This is a genomic window from Methanothrix soehngenii GP6, assembly GCF_000204415.1.
Classification (GTDB): Archaea; Halobacteriota; Methanosarcinia; order Methanotrichales; family Methanotrichaceae; genus Methanothrix; species Methanothrix soehngenii.
The window spans coordinates 2,579,260-2,595,139 of the sequence record NC_015416.1 but is presented as its reverse complement, the minus strand read 5'-3'; the positions used below and the strand labels follow the sequence as shown (position 1 = coordinate 2,595,139).

Here is a 15,880-nt window from a genome sequence, read left to right as displayed (position 1 = left end):
TTCAGATCACCCCCATCTCAGATAAGGTTACAACCGGCTGCAATAGCTGGTTTGCTGCTGTGCCCATCATGTCAGTCATAAGACCGGGCTGCAGGCCGAAGAGCAGAGTGAGCAGAATGATCATGCTCATACTGAACAGCTCATAGGCATGCGGATCATGTACATCCATATACTTCCTCAAAATCGGTCCGAACATGGCCTTCTGCATGGCCCAGAGATGATAGGCCGCAGTGATCACTATGCTCAGGAAGACCACTATCATGACGTATACGGGAAGGGTGGCATAAGCACCGGTCAGTGTCATGAACTCAGCCACAAATCCGCTCATGCCCGGCAGGCCTAAGGAGGCCATAAACCCGGCCATCATGATAACGGCGAACTTGGGCATCCGATCAGCCAGTCCTCCCAGGTCTGCAATGATCCTGGTGCCGACAACGTGCTGAATGGTGCCGGCGGACATGAAGAGGACGCAGGTAATGATTCCGTGGGAGAACTGCTGGAACATGGCACCCTGAATGGATAATGGCACCAGGGCCACTGCTCCCAAAGTTACGAACCCCATGTGGCTAACTGACGAGTAGGCCACAAGCTTCTTGATGTCCTTTTGTGCCAGCGCCAGGAATGCTCCGTAGACGATGGAGAGCACCGCTATGATGGCGATTATGGTCACGAAGATCTTGTCAACGCTGGGCAGCATTGGCACTATGATCCTGAACAGACCGTACCCGCCCATCTTCAGCAGCAGCGCAGCAAGCACCACTGAGCCGGCGGTCGGAGCCTCGACGTGGGCATCCGGCAGCCAGGTATGGAAGGGGAATGCGGGCATCTTGACCAGGAACCCGAGCAGCAGTCCTGCGAAGATGATGTTCAGCAGGGCCGGCGGGAATATCTCCGGGTTTTGGGTGGCCTTCAGCAATGTCAGCATATCAAAGGTTCTCGATCCGTCCGGCAGCTGGTAGGTGAAATACAGAGCGAATATCGCCAGGAGCATCACCAGGCTGGCCACGTGGGTGTAGATGAAGAACTTGATTGCTGCATAGTCCTTTCTCGGTCCGCCCCATGATCCAATGAGGAAGAACATGGGGATGAGAACGATCTCCCAGAAGATGTAGAACAGGAAGAAGTCCAGTGCAGTGAACACTCCGAGCACTCCCACCTCATTTAAGAGAAGCAGGGCGAAGTATTGATTGGGCTTCTTTGTCTCTCCCCAGGAGTATATTATCACCAGTACAGTGACTATGGTGGAGAGGAGGACCAGGGGGAATCCTATGCCATCGACGCCCAAGGTATACTTGACTCCGATGGATGGAACCCAGTTGTAGCTCTCCACGAACTGCATCATAGTTGAGCTCTTATCGAACTCCATGTACATCTGCAGGGATAACACCAGAGGTGCAAGCGAGGCGATCAGAGCCACGAACTTGGCCTTTGTGCCCACAAAGAAGGATACTATCGCTCCCAGCAAGGGAAGGAGTATCATCAACGAGAGCGCGTTTGAGATCATATCAGGCCCACCTCCATTGCCAGACTGATAGCAGCAATTGCAATCACCAGCACCACTATCCCTAGCATTAAAGCAGTGACGTAGTTTTGCACCACGCCCGTCTGAACCTTTCTCACGTGACCTGCAAAGCCCATGACCCAGGCGCTGAGCCAGTTGAGCCAGCCATCAACGATCTTGATGTCTATCGTATTGCTGATCAGAGCCGTGCCGTAGACTATTCCCTCACATATCCAGCCGGTCATGATCTCATGCTGGTAGTAGCCTTTCAGCAGCATCTTTCTGATTGGATCCTTATCCCCGGTCACCTGGCTGGGGTCGAACTTCTTGACCCGATCCCAGTAGAACAGGGCTGCTATCAGAATGCCGCCCAAAGCCACAATATAGGGCAGTAGCTGAATGTGCAATGGTATCGCATGGCTTCCCTCTCCTTCAGCAGCCGCGCCATGGCCTTCCTCAGCAGAGGCATGCTCGCCCTCTTCGGCAGCAGCACCATGCTCTTCAATAAGCGCATGGCCTCCGATGATGCCCAGCTCAACGAAATCCATGTCATAATGCTCGAAGTTGGAGTCCAGATAGTTGTAGAAGTCATGCTGAGCGGCAAAGCCGAATGCGAAGGCGAATATGGCCAGAATCACCAGCGGCCCCAGCATAACCCAGGGAGACTCGTGCTTTCCGTAGTTAGATCTCTCTTTGCCCGTGAAGACGGAGAACCACATTCTGAAGGTGTAGATGGCTGTCAGGACCGCCGCCAGTATGAGGAAGATGTAGGGCAGGAAGTTGATCGCTATGCCGTACTCATAAGCGATCATGATGATCTCATCCTTGGAGAAGAATCCCGTGAATAAGGGGAATCCTGCCAGGGATAATGAGCCTATGAGCATGGTGTACATGGTCCACTTCATGTACTTCCCAACCCCGCCCATCTCACGCATATCATTGGTATTGACGGCGTGGATGACTGAGCCGGCACAGAGGAAGAGCAGGGCCTTGAAGAATGAGTGGCCAATGAGGTGGAACATGGAAACGCCCACCGCAAATGCTCCCACTGCTGCTCCCACACCAAGACCGGCCATCATGAAACCGAGCTGAGAGACAGTGGAGAAAGCCAGCACTCTTTTGATATCAAACGCCGTCAGGCCCATGGTGGCTGCGAACAGGGCTGTGAATGCTCCCACTGCCGCTACCGCGGTCAGGCCGTGAGGTGCGGCATAGAACAGGGGAAACATCCTGGCTACCAGGAATACACCGGCGGTAACCATCGTGGCCGCATGGATCATGGCGGAGACGGTGGTTGGACCCTCCATGGCATCAGGAAGCCAGACATGCAGGGGGAACTGACCTGACTTGCCCACTGCACCACCCAAAAGGCCCAGAGCAATGAGAGTCAGCTGATCTGGCGGTATCTCGGCGATATGAGCATAGATCACCGGGAACTGCAAAAGGTACTCTCCTGGATTGAGGGTGATGTTCAGGTTGACCAGGTTGTTGTAAAGCACAATTATGGCCGCCAGGAACATGACATCGCCCACACGGGTAGTGAGGAATGCTTTCTTGGCAGCGGCTGCTGCAGATGGCTTCCGGTACCAGAATCCAATCAGGAGATAGGAACACAGTCCCACCAGCTCCCAGAATATGAAGAGCTGAAGCAGGTTATCTGCGTAGACCAGTCCCAGCATAGCAGCGGAGAACAGTGCCGCCTCGGCGAAGTATCTCGCTGCGCCCGGGTCGCCATTCATGTATCCATTGCCGTAGATATGGATCAAAGTGACCACGAGGGACACCATGAGCAGCATAATCAGTGACAGTGGATCTATCAGTATTCCCACATTGAAATCGCCAAACCAGTGCATCGACTGATGGACGATATCACCGGGATAGATCTCCTGGAATATTCCAAAGGATATAATGAAGGCGCCTAACGTCGCCAGGACGGTGATAAATCCACCGCCTCTGGGCAGGTGCCAGCCAAAGAAGAGGCACAGCACAAATGCCAGTACAGGCAGCCCAACAATCAGATAAGCTAAATCGGAATACAAAGACTACCACCTCATGGTGTTTATGTTATCCAGGTCAATGGTTCCGTATAGCCTGTATAGTGCGATCAATATAGCAAATCCAACACCCGCTTCAGCTGCCGCCAGCGCTATGGAGAACAGGGCGAATACCTGCCCGTTCATATTAGGCTGGTAGGCTGAGAAGGCAACAAGATTGATGTTGGCGCTATTGAGCAGCAGCTCGATGCACATCATCAGCTTGACTCCGTTCTTCTGTGTGATGAGGCCGTACAAGCCGATGGTGAACATGATGGATGCCAGCAATATGTAAAGCTCCAACGGTATCATCGGTAAACTTCCCTCCTTGTCATTCTTTGTCGCCCTCCCTAGGCGTTCTCCTTTCTTGCCACCCAGATCGCTCCGACCAGGGCTGCGGTCAGGACCAGGGCCAGAACCTCAAAGGAGAAGACATAGGTGGTGAAGATCTCAAACCCTATGTCTCCTACACCGCTCTCAGGAAGCCTCATCCCCTCCGAAGGGGCGTAGCCGAGCGGGTGCTCTGTGACCGGTCCCCAATCGGTTACCGAAAGTGAAGCCACCAGGGCAGCAAGGAAGGCCAGAGTCAGTATAATGAGCTTAAATTTCGCCATGAGACTCCTCCATAATCGTCCTCCTGGTGAGCATCACAGCGAAGAGTATCAAAACTCCCACTGCACCAATGTAAACCAGGATCTGAGCCACACCCACGAAGGGGGCATTCATGAATATGTAGAGCGCAGCCACTCCAGCAAAGGTTCCCAGCAGGTAAAGAGCGCTATGCACAATATTCTTGACCAGGACCGTCAGCGCCGATAAAAGGACAATAATTGTCGCTATGGCCAGAAATGCCAAAAGCTCTATGGCAAAGCGAATATCGTAGTCCAGCAGCCTGTCCAATATCGTCTTGGACCAGGGGGACAGGAATATTATCACCGCCAGTCCGCCGAAGATGACTCCGAGGGCAAGCAAAAGCACCAGCAGCTCGAATATGCTTCTAATCACATTTTTTTCAGGTTCTTTTTCCGACATCAGGAAGCACCTCCTTCTGCGGGTTTGGCCACCGCCTTCTTCTTTTCTGCATTTGCTCCCTCTTTGGCTGGCTTCTTGTCGCCTGCGGCTGCAGCATCTTTTGCCGCAGCCTTCTTGGCAGCGGCCTTCTCAGCAGCAATCCTCTTTGCCTCGGCCTCCAGGTCTGCTACCTCTTTGGCTGAGAACCTCTTGGTGGCCAGGAAATCAGGACCTTTCACGATGTCCTTTCTTTCCCAGCCAGCCATGATGACCTTCTTTCCCATCTTGAGGCATTCGACCGGGCATTCATCCACGCACAGGCCGCAGAACATACATCTTCCGTAATCGATTTGCGGAAACTGCATCTTCTTGTTCTTGAGGGGATTTCCGAACTTGAAGTGCACCATCTCAATGCAGCTGTTGGGACAGACTCTAGCACATGAGCCGCAGCCGATGCATATGGTGGCATCCAGCTCATGAATCCCTCTCTCTGCATCAGGCAGCTCCATCATGAACTCGGGATAGAGCCTGGTGACTTCTATCTCCCGCGAGGCGGTCTTCAAAGGCCAGGTGAAGTTCTTTATCATCTTTCTCTTCAACATCTTACAGCCACCTCATGCAAAGTATGAGCCCACTATTACTGCCCACCCCAGATTCAATATGGATAAAGGCAGCATCCACTTCCATCCCAGGTCAGTCACCTGATCTATTCTCAGACGGAAGAGAGCAGCCCTGATCAATATTATGAACCAAATAACGATTATAACCTTCATGAGCAGCCAGATCATAGGCGATACCATGTCCAGAAGGGGTATGGGTATAATCGGTCCATGCCATCCGCCCAGGAACAGGAGCGAGACCAGAATGGATCCCAAGAGGAAGTTATTGTACTCCTGGAAGTATAGGAGACCCCACCTGATACCGCTGTATTCGGTGCTGTAGCCGCAGATGATCTCCTCTTCTGCCTCGCTCTGGTCGAATGGGACTCTTCCCAGGTCAGTCACCAGGGCGATCATGAAGATGACAAATCCCAGCGGCTGGGCAAATGCATACCAAACGGTCTGGCTTTCTACGATCTCCACCAGGTTGAGGCTATGGGCCATGACCGCTACGGATATGACGCAAACGCCCATTGGAACCTCATAGGCGATCATCCTGGCAATGCCTCGGAAGGCTCCGAGGATTGAGTACTTATTGTTCGAGCTGTACCCGGCCATGAAGACGGCAATGGACATGATGCTGAGAGCTGCTTCCACATAAAAAGCGCTGATATCCATATTGGCGACTACCAGGGGGTAGTTTTTGCCACCGATATGCAGTGCTCCAAATGGTATGGCTGCAGCCACCAGCATGGTGCCGGCAGAGGCGATAATAGGAGCCCAGACATAGACCCCCTTATCGACTCCTGCAGGTATGACATCCTCTTTGGTGAATAGCTTGATGGCATCAGCGCCCAGCTGAAGTATACCCCATCTGCCACCCACCCGGTTGGGGCCGAACCGGTTGCAGAAATCGCTCATTACCTTTCTGTCTGCCCAGATCACCAGCATTGCGCCTACATTGACCACGGCAGAAAGCACCGCTGCGCCGATTATGCCTATGATCAGGGCGAATATTGCCGGCTCCTGGGCAGCAAATTGGGTGATGGTATCTATTATTCCGTCCAAATCCTCTCCCTCCTACCTGTCAGATTCAGATGGGCAGCCGTCCATGCTTCCGGCAATTGCCACCGCATCCGCAATGTATACTCCCTCAAGAAGCGGAGTCAAAGTCTGGAATGTAGCATAGAAAGGCCCTCTTACCTTCACCCGGTATGGCTTGTCGCCTCCGTCGCTGATGACGTACATTCCCATCTCTCCGCGCGGGTCCTCGACCCGATAGTAGGCCTCGCCTGCGGGAATCTTCTTGGGAATCTTGGCCTCGGTCTTTATCGGTCCGGAGGGAATTTTATCCAGACATTGCTCTATGATATGAATGCTCTCCAGCATCTCCCTTAGAGTGCAATCGATTCTGTCCGCCGAATCGCCACGGGTTCCGGTGACCACCTTGAAGTCAAGCTCCGGATAGACCAGGATGGGATCCTCAATTCTCATGTCATAAGGAACGCCCGCTGCCCTCAGCACCCTTCCAGCGCAGCCAATGCGCTTAGCGGTCTCGGGCGATATGGAGCCGATATTCTCCATCCTGGCATGGTAGATGGGATCCTGGGCGAAGAGCTCAATGAACTCCTCGATCCTGGACTTCATGTAGGGAAAGACCTTTCGGCATTGCTCGTCGAAGCCCTCTGGAAGGTCGTTTCTTACCCCTCCAAAGCGGACGAATGAATGAGTCAGCCTGGCTCCGGTGACGCTCTCAATCAGAGAGATGATCTTCTCTCTATCCATGATCATGTACTGCCAGGGGGCAAAGCCCACCCCAGCGATCAGGGTCAGGAACTCGCCAGTGCCTATCAGGTGGCTCTGGATTCTGGAAAGCTCCTCCAAGATGACCCGGATGTATTGAGCCCTCAGGGGTACTTCCAGGCCCAAAAGCCTCTCCACTGCTCCGCAGTAGCACTCGTTGTTGCTCAGGGCCGCGACGTAGCACATCCTGTCGGTATAGGTTATCCCCTGGAGCCAACTTCTGTTCTCCATGATCTTCTCGATGCCCTTGTGGATATAGCCCAGATCGAGGAAGGCCTTCTTGACCCTCTCTCCTTCAACCAGTATATCGAGCAGGAAAGGACCGGGAACCATGGCATGCTGCGGCCCAAGATGCATGATCATCTCCGAATCGGATTTGATATGGGCCTCCTCTCTCTCCCGGAATGTGGGATATTTGGGCCTCTCGGTCACCACTGTCCCCGCCTCGATCTCGGCAGGAGTGGGCGGGAAGCGGTATTCGGTATAGCCCTCGGGGGTGGTGATCTGCACCGCCCTCTCTCCAGTGGTCAGGTCGGGATAGCCCTTGAAATCCTTTCTCCAGGGCCAGACCCCAACCAATGGATCGGACAGGAGAAGTGGATACAGCTCTGGGTGCCCTTCGAAGTTGATGCCAAACATCTCCCAAGTCTCTCTCTCATACCAGTTGGCATTCCAGTACATATCGACAAGGGAAGGGACAGATGGATTGTCGCGTGGCGTTTTAACCTTCAGCATGGCCACTACATTATGAATTCCATAGCTGGCCATGATCTCGACGACCTCCATCTCATTTCTGGCGATCCAGTCGACCCCTGCTGAACCTGCGTAGTGGTCGAAACCGAGCTTATCGGTCATGTATTTGCATACATCCCGGATCTTCTTGGAGTCAACTGTGACCCATAACCTGTCATCCGACTCCACTTTGCCGTCTGATACCGCTGCAGGGAAGGCGGACTGGATCGAGCTTAAGACCTCGCTTGCATTTGTCAAGAAAAGATCCCTCCTTAATAGTCTCGCAAGTCCTTACGCTGCTTGATCTTTTCCTGGAGATTCATGAGCCCCTCAAGGAACTGCTCAGGGCGTGGCGGACATCCGGGGATGTAGACATCAATGGGGAAATAGTCGCCTGTGTTCTGGATGATGTTGTAGGAATCATAGAACGGCCCGCCGGATATAGCGCATTCACCAATGGCTATGCACCACTTGGGCTCAGGCATGTTCTCCCACAGGTTCTTGAAGACCGGCAGGTATTTCCGGGTCAAGTAACCGGAGATGATCATCACATCCGTCTGTCGGGGGGTGTTTCTCGGAATGCATCCAAACCGGTCGCTGTCATAGGGTGCAGCTCCGAAGACGAACATCTCCACACCACAGCAGCCCATAGGCTGCATTAAAAAGTATACGGAATTCTTTCTGCCCCAGTTGAAGATATTCTTGATGGGCCCCATCTGGATGATCTCATGGATCTTCTCAGTGGTGGTGAACCAGACCTCAGTGACGGGCTGGCCGAATATAGTCCACTTCTCAATCTCCTCATCGATACATACAGGCACGGGTATGACATCGCTTATACCCAACGCAAAGCCTCCTTCTTGATTGCATAAATCAGTCCAACCAGCAATACAATGATGAATAGGAGCATCTCGAAGACGGCAATATTCATTGATCCGAAGACCATGAACTTTTGCATGGCTTCGTTCGCGTAGACATAGATCCAGGGGTATAAGAACAAAACCTCAACATCGAATATCACAAAAACGATTGCGAAAAGGTAATATTGAACGCTATACTGGATCTTGGCGTCGCGGATTGGTTTCAGCCCTCCTTCGTATATCGATAGCTTTTGGCGGCTAGGTTTATTCGGCGCTATGATTTTTATAGCTGCCAGAGCCGCAATGGGCACTATAGCTCCCATTATCAAAAATATAATAAGTGGTATATAATAAACCACTGCCATCGGTTCGCCGGCCATTGTTTATCCTCCGTAAAAGCTAAACATAAGGCCTGGTATAAAAGGTTTATGAGAAAAAATTTCGCGTTGCATAAGTTCAATCACAATTTTCCAGGACTATTTGGCGGGCATTATCATCATTAAGGTGAATAAAATGGATGCAGTACATCAGCTAAAGATCGAGCCGGGGATGAGCATAGATGCTTTGGTCAGGGGATGGAGCCAATGTGGCTTTGGAGCCAGAAGGCTGGCCCAGGCAGCGGACATATACGAAAGAATGCTTTCTGGAGATTTTACAAAATTTCTAACCCTATCGGGTGCTATGGTCCCGGCAGGGATGAGGCATGTGGTCTCAGATCTGATTCGGGGCGGCCATGTGGATGTGCTGGTGACAACCGGAGCGAACCTGGTGCATGATATAATAGAGTCCTATAGCTGCCACACCCTGGGATGTGCCGAATCGAATGACTCCTCCCTCCGAACTATAGGGGTGAGCCGGATCTATGATGTATTCATCAGGGATGAGGACTTCGTGGCCTTCGAGGAGCTGATGCAAAGCATCTTTCCGGAAAGCGCTGAATCTATATCCGGCAGGCAATTGTTGAACATCCTGGGCAGCAGGATAAGTGACGAGCGATCAATATTGCGCTCAGCATACGACATGGAGGTGCCCGTATTCTGTCCCGCTCTTCCCGACTCCATGATCGGCCTGCAGGCCTGGATGTTCAGCCAGACGAAAAAGCTCTCTGTGGACGCATTTGCCGATATCAGGGAGATCGTCGACATCTGCTACAACAGTGAGAGGGCGGGAGTTGTGATCGTTGGAGGAGGGGTTCCCAAGAACTTCACCCTGCAGTCCATGCTGGTCACACCAAATAGCTTTGATCTCGCGATTCAGCTCACCACGGATACCCCAGAGAACGGAGGCTTGTCCGGGGCAACGCTATCCGAGGCCATCTCCTGGGGCAAGATATCGGAGAGCGCAAGCTATGTGACGGTTTACGGGGACGCGACAATTACCCTACCATTGATGGTGGGGGCGGCGCTGGAGAGGCTGAAAAAATAGTGATATGGAGGGAAGGCGGCCATTGATGATCGAACAGATCGATTTTGAGGACCTGCCCATATCGGAGCTGAAGGCAGCACAGACGGTCAAAGGCAGGGGGATGAGGATCCAATACATCAGCTGCGTCGGCTCTCATATGTGGAAGATGGAGAATGAAACGAGCGATATCGACCTGGTTATGATCTATACCGTCCCCACAAGGAGAATCCTGCGAGGGGAGAAGTTCCCGGCCACAATCCGCCAGGAGATGGTCGCGAGAAGGGGAGGGATTTATGATACCCTGGGCTGGGAGATCGGCCACCTCATCGACCTGCTCATCAAAGGAAACATCAATGCCATCTGGTATGCGACCAGCCCCCTGGTGATTATGCCTTCTGCCCTTCAGGAGGAGCTATCAGCTATTGTGCAGGCAAACCTCTGCCGGGAAAGCTATCATTCCATAAAAGGGATGGCAGAAAGCCAGATTGAATCCGAGACCGGGCAGCTTAAATTGTCCGGCGCTGGATTGGTCAAGAGGCCGGGCAAAGGATATCGCACTGCTCTGAGGAGCATCAACTTCGGAATCGAGCTGCTGAGAGAGGCCAGGATTAGCTATGAGCCCGTAATGCACGATCCTACTCATGAAGAGTTAAAAGAGGGGATGAATCAACTGGATGAGGCATACAGGCAAAGCATGCTGCCCGATCTGCCCGACGAGGATCAATTCCGCGATTTTCTCTTGCGGCAGCGCTTGAAGGAGATGGATGAGGATGCCGGAAAGGATTGAAGAGATGAGGGAGTTCCTCTATCGGTATGAAGCGAGCTTAGTTGAGGAAATGATATGGAGATCGTTGTAGGAATCAGCGGGGCTTCAGGAGTGCAGTATGGAATCCGGCTCCTGGAAGCTCTTAAGGCGAAGGGCTGCACCACCCACCTGATAATCACCGATTCAGCCCGAAAGATCATCGAGATAGAGACCAGCTCGCCGGCCCGAGGGGTGGAGGAGCTGGCGGCCCATGTTTATGCCCCCAAAGATTTCTCCGCGCCGGTAGCCAGCGGATCGCATCTCTTCGACGCCCTGGTGGTCATCCCCTGCAGTATGGGAACCCTCTCAGGGATTGCCTGCGGATCCTCGGATACCCTGATCACCCGCTGCGCCGACGTATGCCTGAAAGAGAAGAGGAGGCTGATTTTGGTCCCCAGGGAGACGCCCCTGAGCCTGATTCAGCTGCGCAATATGGTAGCTGCCAGCGAGGCAGGTGCAGTGATCTTGCCCGCCTGCCCTGCCTTCTACTCCCAGCCCAAAAGCCTTGCAGAGTTGGTGGATGTGCTGGTGGGAAGGGTGCTTGATCTCCTGGGCCTGGAGAATGACCTTTATAAAAGATGGGAAGGAGAATGAAGGAAATGCTTATAACCGTGCGAATCAGTGCGAGTAAAAGGTGAAATTAGATGAAGTGCGCCCTCTGTCTTGTTGAGAAGGAGACGGTTCCTGTCAAGCTCAACTTGGCCACCATTCACGGCCCCAAGGATGAGATCTTCTATATCTGCAAAGAATGCCTGGACCTGGCCCATCAGGCCTATCTGGATAAGGACTTCCTGATTGTAAAAGGAGGGACAAACGCAGCGCCCCATGGCGCACATGCAGATGCGCATGGAGCGCATCACTAAACAACTTTTTCTCGATTTTTGAAATGCTAATTTTCCCATGGATTACTGCATACTATCAACATCATCAAATACAATATCATCTTGAAAAGGCTAGATAGCTGTAAATTGCAATATATCTCATTGATCTCCTATGAAAACTAATTTATATGGATTAAAATAACAAACAAATCTTAATCTCGCGAAAAAGAAAGGATTGATGATGACTGAGGAAGAAATCGATAATAAGATTTTGATTCTCAACGAAAAGGTCATTGACTTTCGTAATGATGGTAATTATATTCAGGCAATAGCCTTTGCCGAGGAACTAAGGGACTTAATTTGGCAAAAAGTGGGCTATGATCATCCCGACTACGCCGCTAGCCTGAACAACCTTGCAGAGCTGTATCGATCGATGGGCAGATACAACGATGCTGAGCCGCTTTTCCGCCAGGCAGCAGAAATTTGCCGCAAATCGCTAGGCGAAGATCATCCCGACTACGCCACTAGCCTGAACAACCTTGCATTGGTATACTATTCCATGGGCAGATACGACGATGCGGAGCCGCTTTTCTGCCAGGTAACAGAAATTTGGGGCAAATCGCTAGGCGAAGATCATCCCAACTGCGCCACCGGCTTGAACAACCTCGCAGAGCTGTATCGATCTATAGGCAGATATAGCGAAGCTGAGCGGCTTTTCCGCCAGGCGACAGAAATTCGGCGCAAATCACTGGGAGAAGATCATCCCAACTACGCTGCTAGCCTGAACAACCTCGCTATCCTGTATCGATCGATGGGCAGATACAACGAAGCTGAGCCGCTTTTTCGCAAGGCAATAGAAATCTGGCGCAGATCGCTAGGCGAAGATCATCCCAATTACGCCACCAGCCTGAACAACCTTGCATTGGTGTACGATTCGATGGGCAGATATAGCGAAGCTGAGCCGCTTTTCCGCCAGGCAACAGAAATTCGGCGCAAATCGCTAGGCGAAGATCATCCTGACTACTCCCAGAGCTTGAACAATCTTGCTGGCCTGTATTATTCGATGGGCAGATACAGCGATGCTGAGCCGCTCTACCGAAAGGCAATAGAAAATTGGGGCAAATCGCTAGGTGAAGACCATCCCGCCTATGCCCAGAGCCTGAACAATCTCGCAGAGCTGTATCGATCGATGGGCAGATACAGCGATGCTGAGCCGCTCTACCGCAAGGCAACTGAAATTCGGCGCAAATCGCTAGGCGAAGATCATCCTGACTACTCCCAGAGCCTGAACAACCTCGCATTGATGTACTATTCTATAGGCAGATACAGCGATGCTGAGCCGCTTTTCCGCCAGGCAACAGAAATTCAGCGCAAATCGCTAGGTGAAGCCCATCCCGACTATGCCCAGAGCCTGAACAATCTCGCAGAGCTGTATCGATCGATGGGCAGATACAGCGATGCTGAGCCGCTTTTCCGCCAGGCAACAGAAATTTGGCGCAAATCGCTAGGCGAAGATCATCCCGAATACGCCGCTAGCCTGAACAACCTCGCAGTGCTGTATCGATCGATGGGCAGATATAGCGATGCTGAGCCGCTTTTCCGCCAGGCAACAGAAATTTGGCGCAAATCGCTAGGCGAAGATCATCCCAACTGCGCCACCGGCTTGAACAACCTCGCAGAACTGTATCGATCGGTGGGCAGATATAGCGATGCCGAGCCGCTTTTCCGCCAGGCAACAGAAATTTGGCGTAAATCGCTAGGCGAAGATCATCCCGACTACGCCGCTAGCCTGAACAACCGCGCAGAGCTGTATCGATCGATGAGCAGATACAACGATGCTGAGTCGCTTTTCCGCCAGGCAACAGAAATTTGGCGCAAATCGCTAGGCGGAGATCATCCCAATTACGCTACCAGTCTGAACAACCTTGCATTGGTGTACGATTCGATGGGCAGATACAGCGAAGCTGAGCCGCTTTTCCGCCAGGCAACAGAAATTCGGCGCAAATCGCTAGGCAGAGATCATCCCGACTACGCCCAGAGCCTGAACAACCTTGCTGGCCTGTATTATTCGATGGGCAGATACAGCGATGCTGAGCCGCTTTTCCGCCAGGCAACAGAAATTTGGCGCAAATCGCTAGGCGAAGATCATCCCGACTACGCCCAGAGTCTGAACAACCTCGCAGTGCTGTATCGATCGATGGGCAGATACAGCGATGCTGAGCCGCTTTTCCGCCAGGCAACAGAAATTCGCCGTAAGGTTCTTGGAAAAGATCCTCTTGATAGATTTATCCTGTATCCCAGGCTGACTCATTCAGAGAAGCTCAGAGTGAACCAGGAATCAAATATCCTCGTCCAGCTGCAAGCAGAGGCATCAGATCAAGGCATTGATGCTGTTTTTATCGAATATTCTTATCTGCAGAGTCAATTTCCAAGAATAGAGATGGCGCTTCTGGCCCCAAATTTCGCAGTGAACGGCGAGGAAACTAGGATTCTGAATGTAGCAAAAAATGAAGACTCGAAAATTGCAGATTTTTCTATCATTCCACTTTCCCCCAGGGAGAATCAAATTCGCGTGGATTTCTATCAATCTGGAAGACGGATAGGCATGGTAAGAAAGAACGTGAATGTTTCGGAGGCCCAATGAATTGACGGCATATTTGCAGAAAGAAAAGAGCATTCAGAAATCAATATCCAAGGAATTGAATTATTCTGGGCCAGACCTTGAATTAATTGTGCAAATGGATCCTTTAAGCAACGAGCATATGCTGCATTTTTACCTGCATTCTTTGAGAGGAAATAATAGATATAATTTTAAGAATTTTGGAGTGACAAAGCTTTCAGAATCGCCACAGGAAAAAGTAAAAGAAATTTATAATGAACTGAGCGAAATGGCCAAGTATGACCTCTCAGCAGATGAGCAATCCGTAGCAGAGGCTCGCCTGAGCTCAATAGGAAAACACCTTTGGCAGTTGATAATTCCTAAAGAATTAAAAGATGAATACTGGCAATTTCGTTCCCACACCAAATCATTAATGATAACTTCAGATGAACCATGGATACCGTGGGAGATAATTAGACCCTACAATAATACCGAAGTGGAACCTTTCTGGTGTCAAAAATTTGCCATGTCCAGATGGCTCTCTGAATCTGCCAATATCGAAATCTTACCATTGGGCATAGCTTTACCCGTATCCTCCTCAAAAACAGATTTGGAGCATTTGAGTGAGGAAATGGATTTCGTGGAAAGGTTAAACGATCTGCACAAAGGTGTAAAAGGCAAAAGGCCTTTACAGGGGTATCTTGAAGTTTTGGAATGGCTAGAGCATCAGAACTTCTCTATTATGCATTTTGCCTGCCACGGGGAATTTGACGAAAAAATGCCTTCAAGATCTCCAATTATTCTATCTGGACAACCGCTAAGACCTGATGATATAAATACAAAATTCGGGGAAGGACGTCAAAGGCCACTCATCTTCATCAATGCATGTCATACTGGACGAACAGGGTCTAGCTTAACATGGCTGGGCGGCTGGCCGGTTTGCTTTGTCAATATAGCTCATGTTGGGGCATTCATCGGAGCCATGTGGGAGGTAGATGATCAACTGGCAGTTCTATTTGCCAAGAGCTTTTATACTGCCCTATTAAGAGACAAATTCCCTATCGCACAAGCATTTCGTCATGCACGGGAGGAGATCCGCAGGGCTAAGCCCTACAATTCGAGCTGGCTGGCATATGTCCTTTATGCAGATCCCGAGGCAATGATGCTCGATTCTTAGAAAAGGTCATAAATTTGAAGGTGAGAGAAAATGTCCGAGATTTCAGGCGCAGATATCGAAAAGGTAATTGCAGGAGTTAAGAGAGCGATTAAAGCGGCTCAGAAGAGTGAATCTGAAAAGAAGGCACTCAATATAGAGAAGCTTGAGCTCACGCTGAAAGCTGTTGTTGAAAAGGTCGCAGGCGGAGAGCTAAAGATAACTATTCCAGTAATAGGCAGTTTAGGTGCCAGTGCAGAATTGGCAAGCAAAGAGCTTCAAACCATCCAGCTCACGCTTGTGCCAGCGAGATCGACTACTCGAACTGCAACCAGGACAGAGGCTTTTGAGAAAGACCTTGTTAAAGCGATAAAAGCTATTCAAGAAGGCATAAAAAATGCTTCAGAAGGTGAGCCAAAATTCACTCTTAAAGATGCTTCAGTCGAATTGAATTTCGTCGTGAATGCAAAAGGGGAGATATCTTTATTGGCTAAAGGCAGCGGCCAATCAGAGTTTGCGCAAACAGTGAAACTATCCCTGGTCTCTGCTTGAAATAGAA

The 15,880-nt window shown here is 51.1% G+C and carries 17 protein-coding genes; 7 read left to right on the top strand and 10 right to left on the bottom strand.

What is annotated here, in order from left to right; all coding sequences use genetic code 11:
- Position 1: 1 nt before the first annotated feature.
- The 10 genes from MCON_RS13015 to MCON_RS12970 are packed head-to-tail and all read right to left on the bottom strand — an operon-like array spanning position 2 to position 8,919.
- Positions 2-1,504 (bottom strand): complex I subunit 4 family protein, encoded by a 1,503-nt coding sequence (locus MCON_RS13015; RefSeq protein ID WP_013720408.1) that lies wholly within the window; start codon positions 1,502-1,504, stop codon positions 2-4.
- Positions 1,501-3,540, bottom strand: coding sequence for an NADH-quinone oxidoreductase subunit L (nuoL, locus tag MCON_RS13010; protein WP_013720407.1), 2,040 nt, complete (start codon positions 3,538-3,540; stop codon positions 1,501-1,503). Before nuoL ends, MCON_RS13015 begins: the two co-directional genes overlap by 4 nt.
- 3 nt (positions 3,541-3,543) lie before the next feature.
- A complete protein-coding gene (gene fpoK, locus MCON_RS13005) occupies positions 3,544-3,846 on the bottom strand; it encodes a F420H2 dehydrogenase subunit FpoK (RefSeq protein ID WP_013720406.1) in 303 nt (100 codons plus the stop codon).
- A gap of 38 nt (positions 3,847-3,884) precedes the next feature.
- Entirely contained in the window at positions 3,885-4,148 is a 264-nt protein-coding gene (locus MCON_RS13000; RefSeq protein WP_048132505.1) for an NADH-quinone oxidoreductase subunit J family protein, read from the bottom strand.
- Positions 4,135-4,566, bottom strand: coding sequence for an NADH-quinone oxidoreductase subunit J (locus MCON_RS12995; protein ID WP_157863829.1), 432 nt, complete (start codon positions 4,564-4,566; stop codon positions 4,135-4,137). The genes MCON_RS13000 and MCON_RS12995 overlap by 14 nt, the downstream gene beginning before the upstream one ends.
- Entirely contained in the window at positions 4,566-5,147 is a 582-nt protein-coding gene (locus MCON_RS12990) for a 4Fe-4S binding protein (RefSeq protein ID WP_013720405.1), read from the bottom strand. Before MCON_RS12990 ends, MCON_RS12995 begins: the two co-directional genes overlap by 1 nt.
- 12 nt (positions 5,148-5,159) lie before the next feature.
- On the bottom strand, positions 5,160-6,212 hold the full coding sequence (fpoH, locus tag MCON_RS12985; protein WP_013720404.1) for a F420H2 dehydrogenase subunit FpoH: 1,053 nt from the start codon (positions 6,210-6,212) through the stop codon (positions 5,160-5,162).
- A gap of 12 nt (positions 6,213-6,224) precedes the next feature.
- Positions 6,225-7,937, bottom strand: a complete 1,713-nt coding sequence (fpoD, locus tag MCON_RS16970) for a F420H2 dehydrogenase subunit FpoD (protein ID WP_013720403.1) — start codon at positions 7,935-7,937, stop codon at positions 6,225-6,227.
- 14 nt (positions 7,938-7,951) lie between these two features.
- Positions 7,952-8,524 (bottom strand): NADH-quinone oxidoreductase subunit B, encoded by a 573-nt coding sequence (locus tag MCON_RS12975; RefSeq protein ID WP_013720402.1) that lies wholly within the window; start codon positions 8,522-8,524, stop codon positions 7,952-7,954.
- Entirely contained in the window at positions 8,515-8,919 is a 405-nt protein-coding gene (locus MCON_RS12970) for an NADH-quinone oxidoreductase subunit A (protein ID WP_013720401.1), read from the bottom strand. Before MCON_RS12970 ends, MCON_RS12975 begins: the two co-directional genes overlap by 10 nt.
- 133 nt (positions 8,920-9,052) lie before the next feature.
- Here MCON_RS12970 and MCON_RS12965 point away from each other — a divergent pair, with 133 nt between their 5' ends.
- From MCON_RS12965 to MCON_RS12935, 7 genes are all read left to right on the top strand, one after another.
- Complete coding sequence (locus MCON_RS12965) at positions 9,053-9,964, top strand: deoxyhypusine synthase (RefSeq protein ID WP_013720400.1); 912 nt, start codon at positions 9,053-9,055, stop codon at positions 9,962-9,964.
- 25 nt (positions 9,965-9,989) lie between these two features.
- Positions 9,990-10,730 carry a DNA polymerase beta superfamily protein gene (locus MCON_RS12960; RefSeq protein WP_157863828.1) on the top strand — a complete coding sequence of 247 codons (741 nt, stop codon included), beginning with the start codon at positions 9,990-9,992 and terminating at the stop codon, positions 10,728-10,730.
- 54 nt (positions 10,731-10,784) lie between these two features.
- On the top strand, positions 10,785-11,342 hold the full coding sequence (locus MCON_RS12955) for a UbiX family flavin prenyltransferase (RefSeq protein ID WP_013720398.1): 558 nt from the start codon (positions 10,785-10,787) through the stop codon (positions 11,340-11,342).
- Between the two features lie 50 nt (positions 11,343-11,392).
- Positions 11,393-11,611 (top strand): hypothetical protein, encoded by a 219-nt coding sequence (locus MCON_RS12950; RefSeq protein WP_048132501.1) that lies wholly within the window; start codon positions 11,393-11,395, stop codon positions 11,609-11,611.
- 199 nt (positions 11,612-11,810) lie between these two features.
- Entirely contained in the window at positions 11,811-14,213 is a 2,403-nt protein-coding gene (locus MCON_RS12945) for a tetratricopeptide repeat protein (protein ID WP_157863827.1), read from the top strand.
- 1 nt (position 14,214) lies between these two features.
- Complete coding sequence (locus MCON_RS12940; RefSeq protein WP_013720396.1) at positions 14,215-15,345, top strand: CHAT domain-containing protein; 1,131 nt, start codon at positions 14,215-14,217, stop codon at positions 15,343-15,345.
- A 30-nt stretch (positions 15,346-15,375) separates the two neighbouring features.
- Complete coding sequence (locus MCON_RS12935; RefSeq protein WP_013720395.1) at positions 15,376-15,873, top strand: trypco2 family protein; 498 nt, start codon at positions 15,376-15,378, stop codon at positions 15,871-15,873.
- The last annotated feature ends 7 nt before the right edge of the window (positions 15,874-15,880 follow it).

Coding starts and splice junctions, on each gene's coding strand:
- MCON_RS13015 (WP_013720408.1), bottom strand. CDS start 1,504: ATGATCTCAAACGCGCTCTCGTTGATGATACTCCTTCCCTTGCTGGGA.
- fpoK (WP_013720406.1), bottom strand. CDS start 3,846: ATGATACCGTTGGAGCTTTACATATTGCTGGCATCCATCATGTTCACC.
- MCON_RS13000 (WP_048132505.1), bottom strand. CDS start 4,148: ATGGCGAAATTTAAGCTCATTATACTGACTCTGGCCTTCCTTGCTGCC.
- MCON_RS12995 (WP_157863829.1), bottom strand. CDS start 4,566: ATGTCGGAAAAAGAACCTGAAAAAAATGTGATTAGAAGCATATTCGAG.
- MCON_RS12990 (WP_013720405.1), bottom strand. CDS start 5,147: ATGTTGAAGAGAAAGATGATAAAGAACTTCACCTGGCCTTTGAAGACC.
- MCON_RS12970 (WP_013720401.1), bottom strand. CDS start 8,919: ATGGCCGGCGAACCGATGGCAGTGGTTTATTATATACCACTTATTATA.
- MCON_RS12965 (WP_013720400.1), top strand. CDS start 9,053: ATGGATGCAGTACATCAGCTAAAGATCGAGCCGGGGATGAGCATAGAT.
- MCON_RS12960 (WP_157863828.1), top strand. CDS start 9,990: ATGATCGAACAGATCGATTTTGAGGACCTGCCCATATCGGAGCTGAAG.
- MCON_RS12955 (WP_013720398.1), top strand. CDS start 10,785: ATGGAGATCGTTGTAGGAATCAGCGGGGCTTCAGGAGTGCAGTATGGA.
- MCON_RS12950 (WP_048132501.1), top strand. CDS start 11,393: ATGAAGTGCGCCCTCTGTCTTGTTGAGAAGGAGACGGTTCCTGTCAAG.
- MCON_RS12945 (WP_157863827.1), top strand. CDS start 11,811: ATGACTGAGGAAGAAATCGATAATAAGATTTTGATTCTCAACGAAAAG.
- MCON_RS12935 (WP_013720395.1), top strand. CDS start 15,376: ATGTCCGAGATTTCAGGCGCAGATATCGAAAAGGTAATTGCAGGAGTT.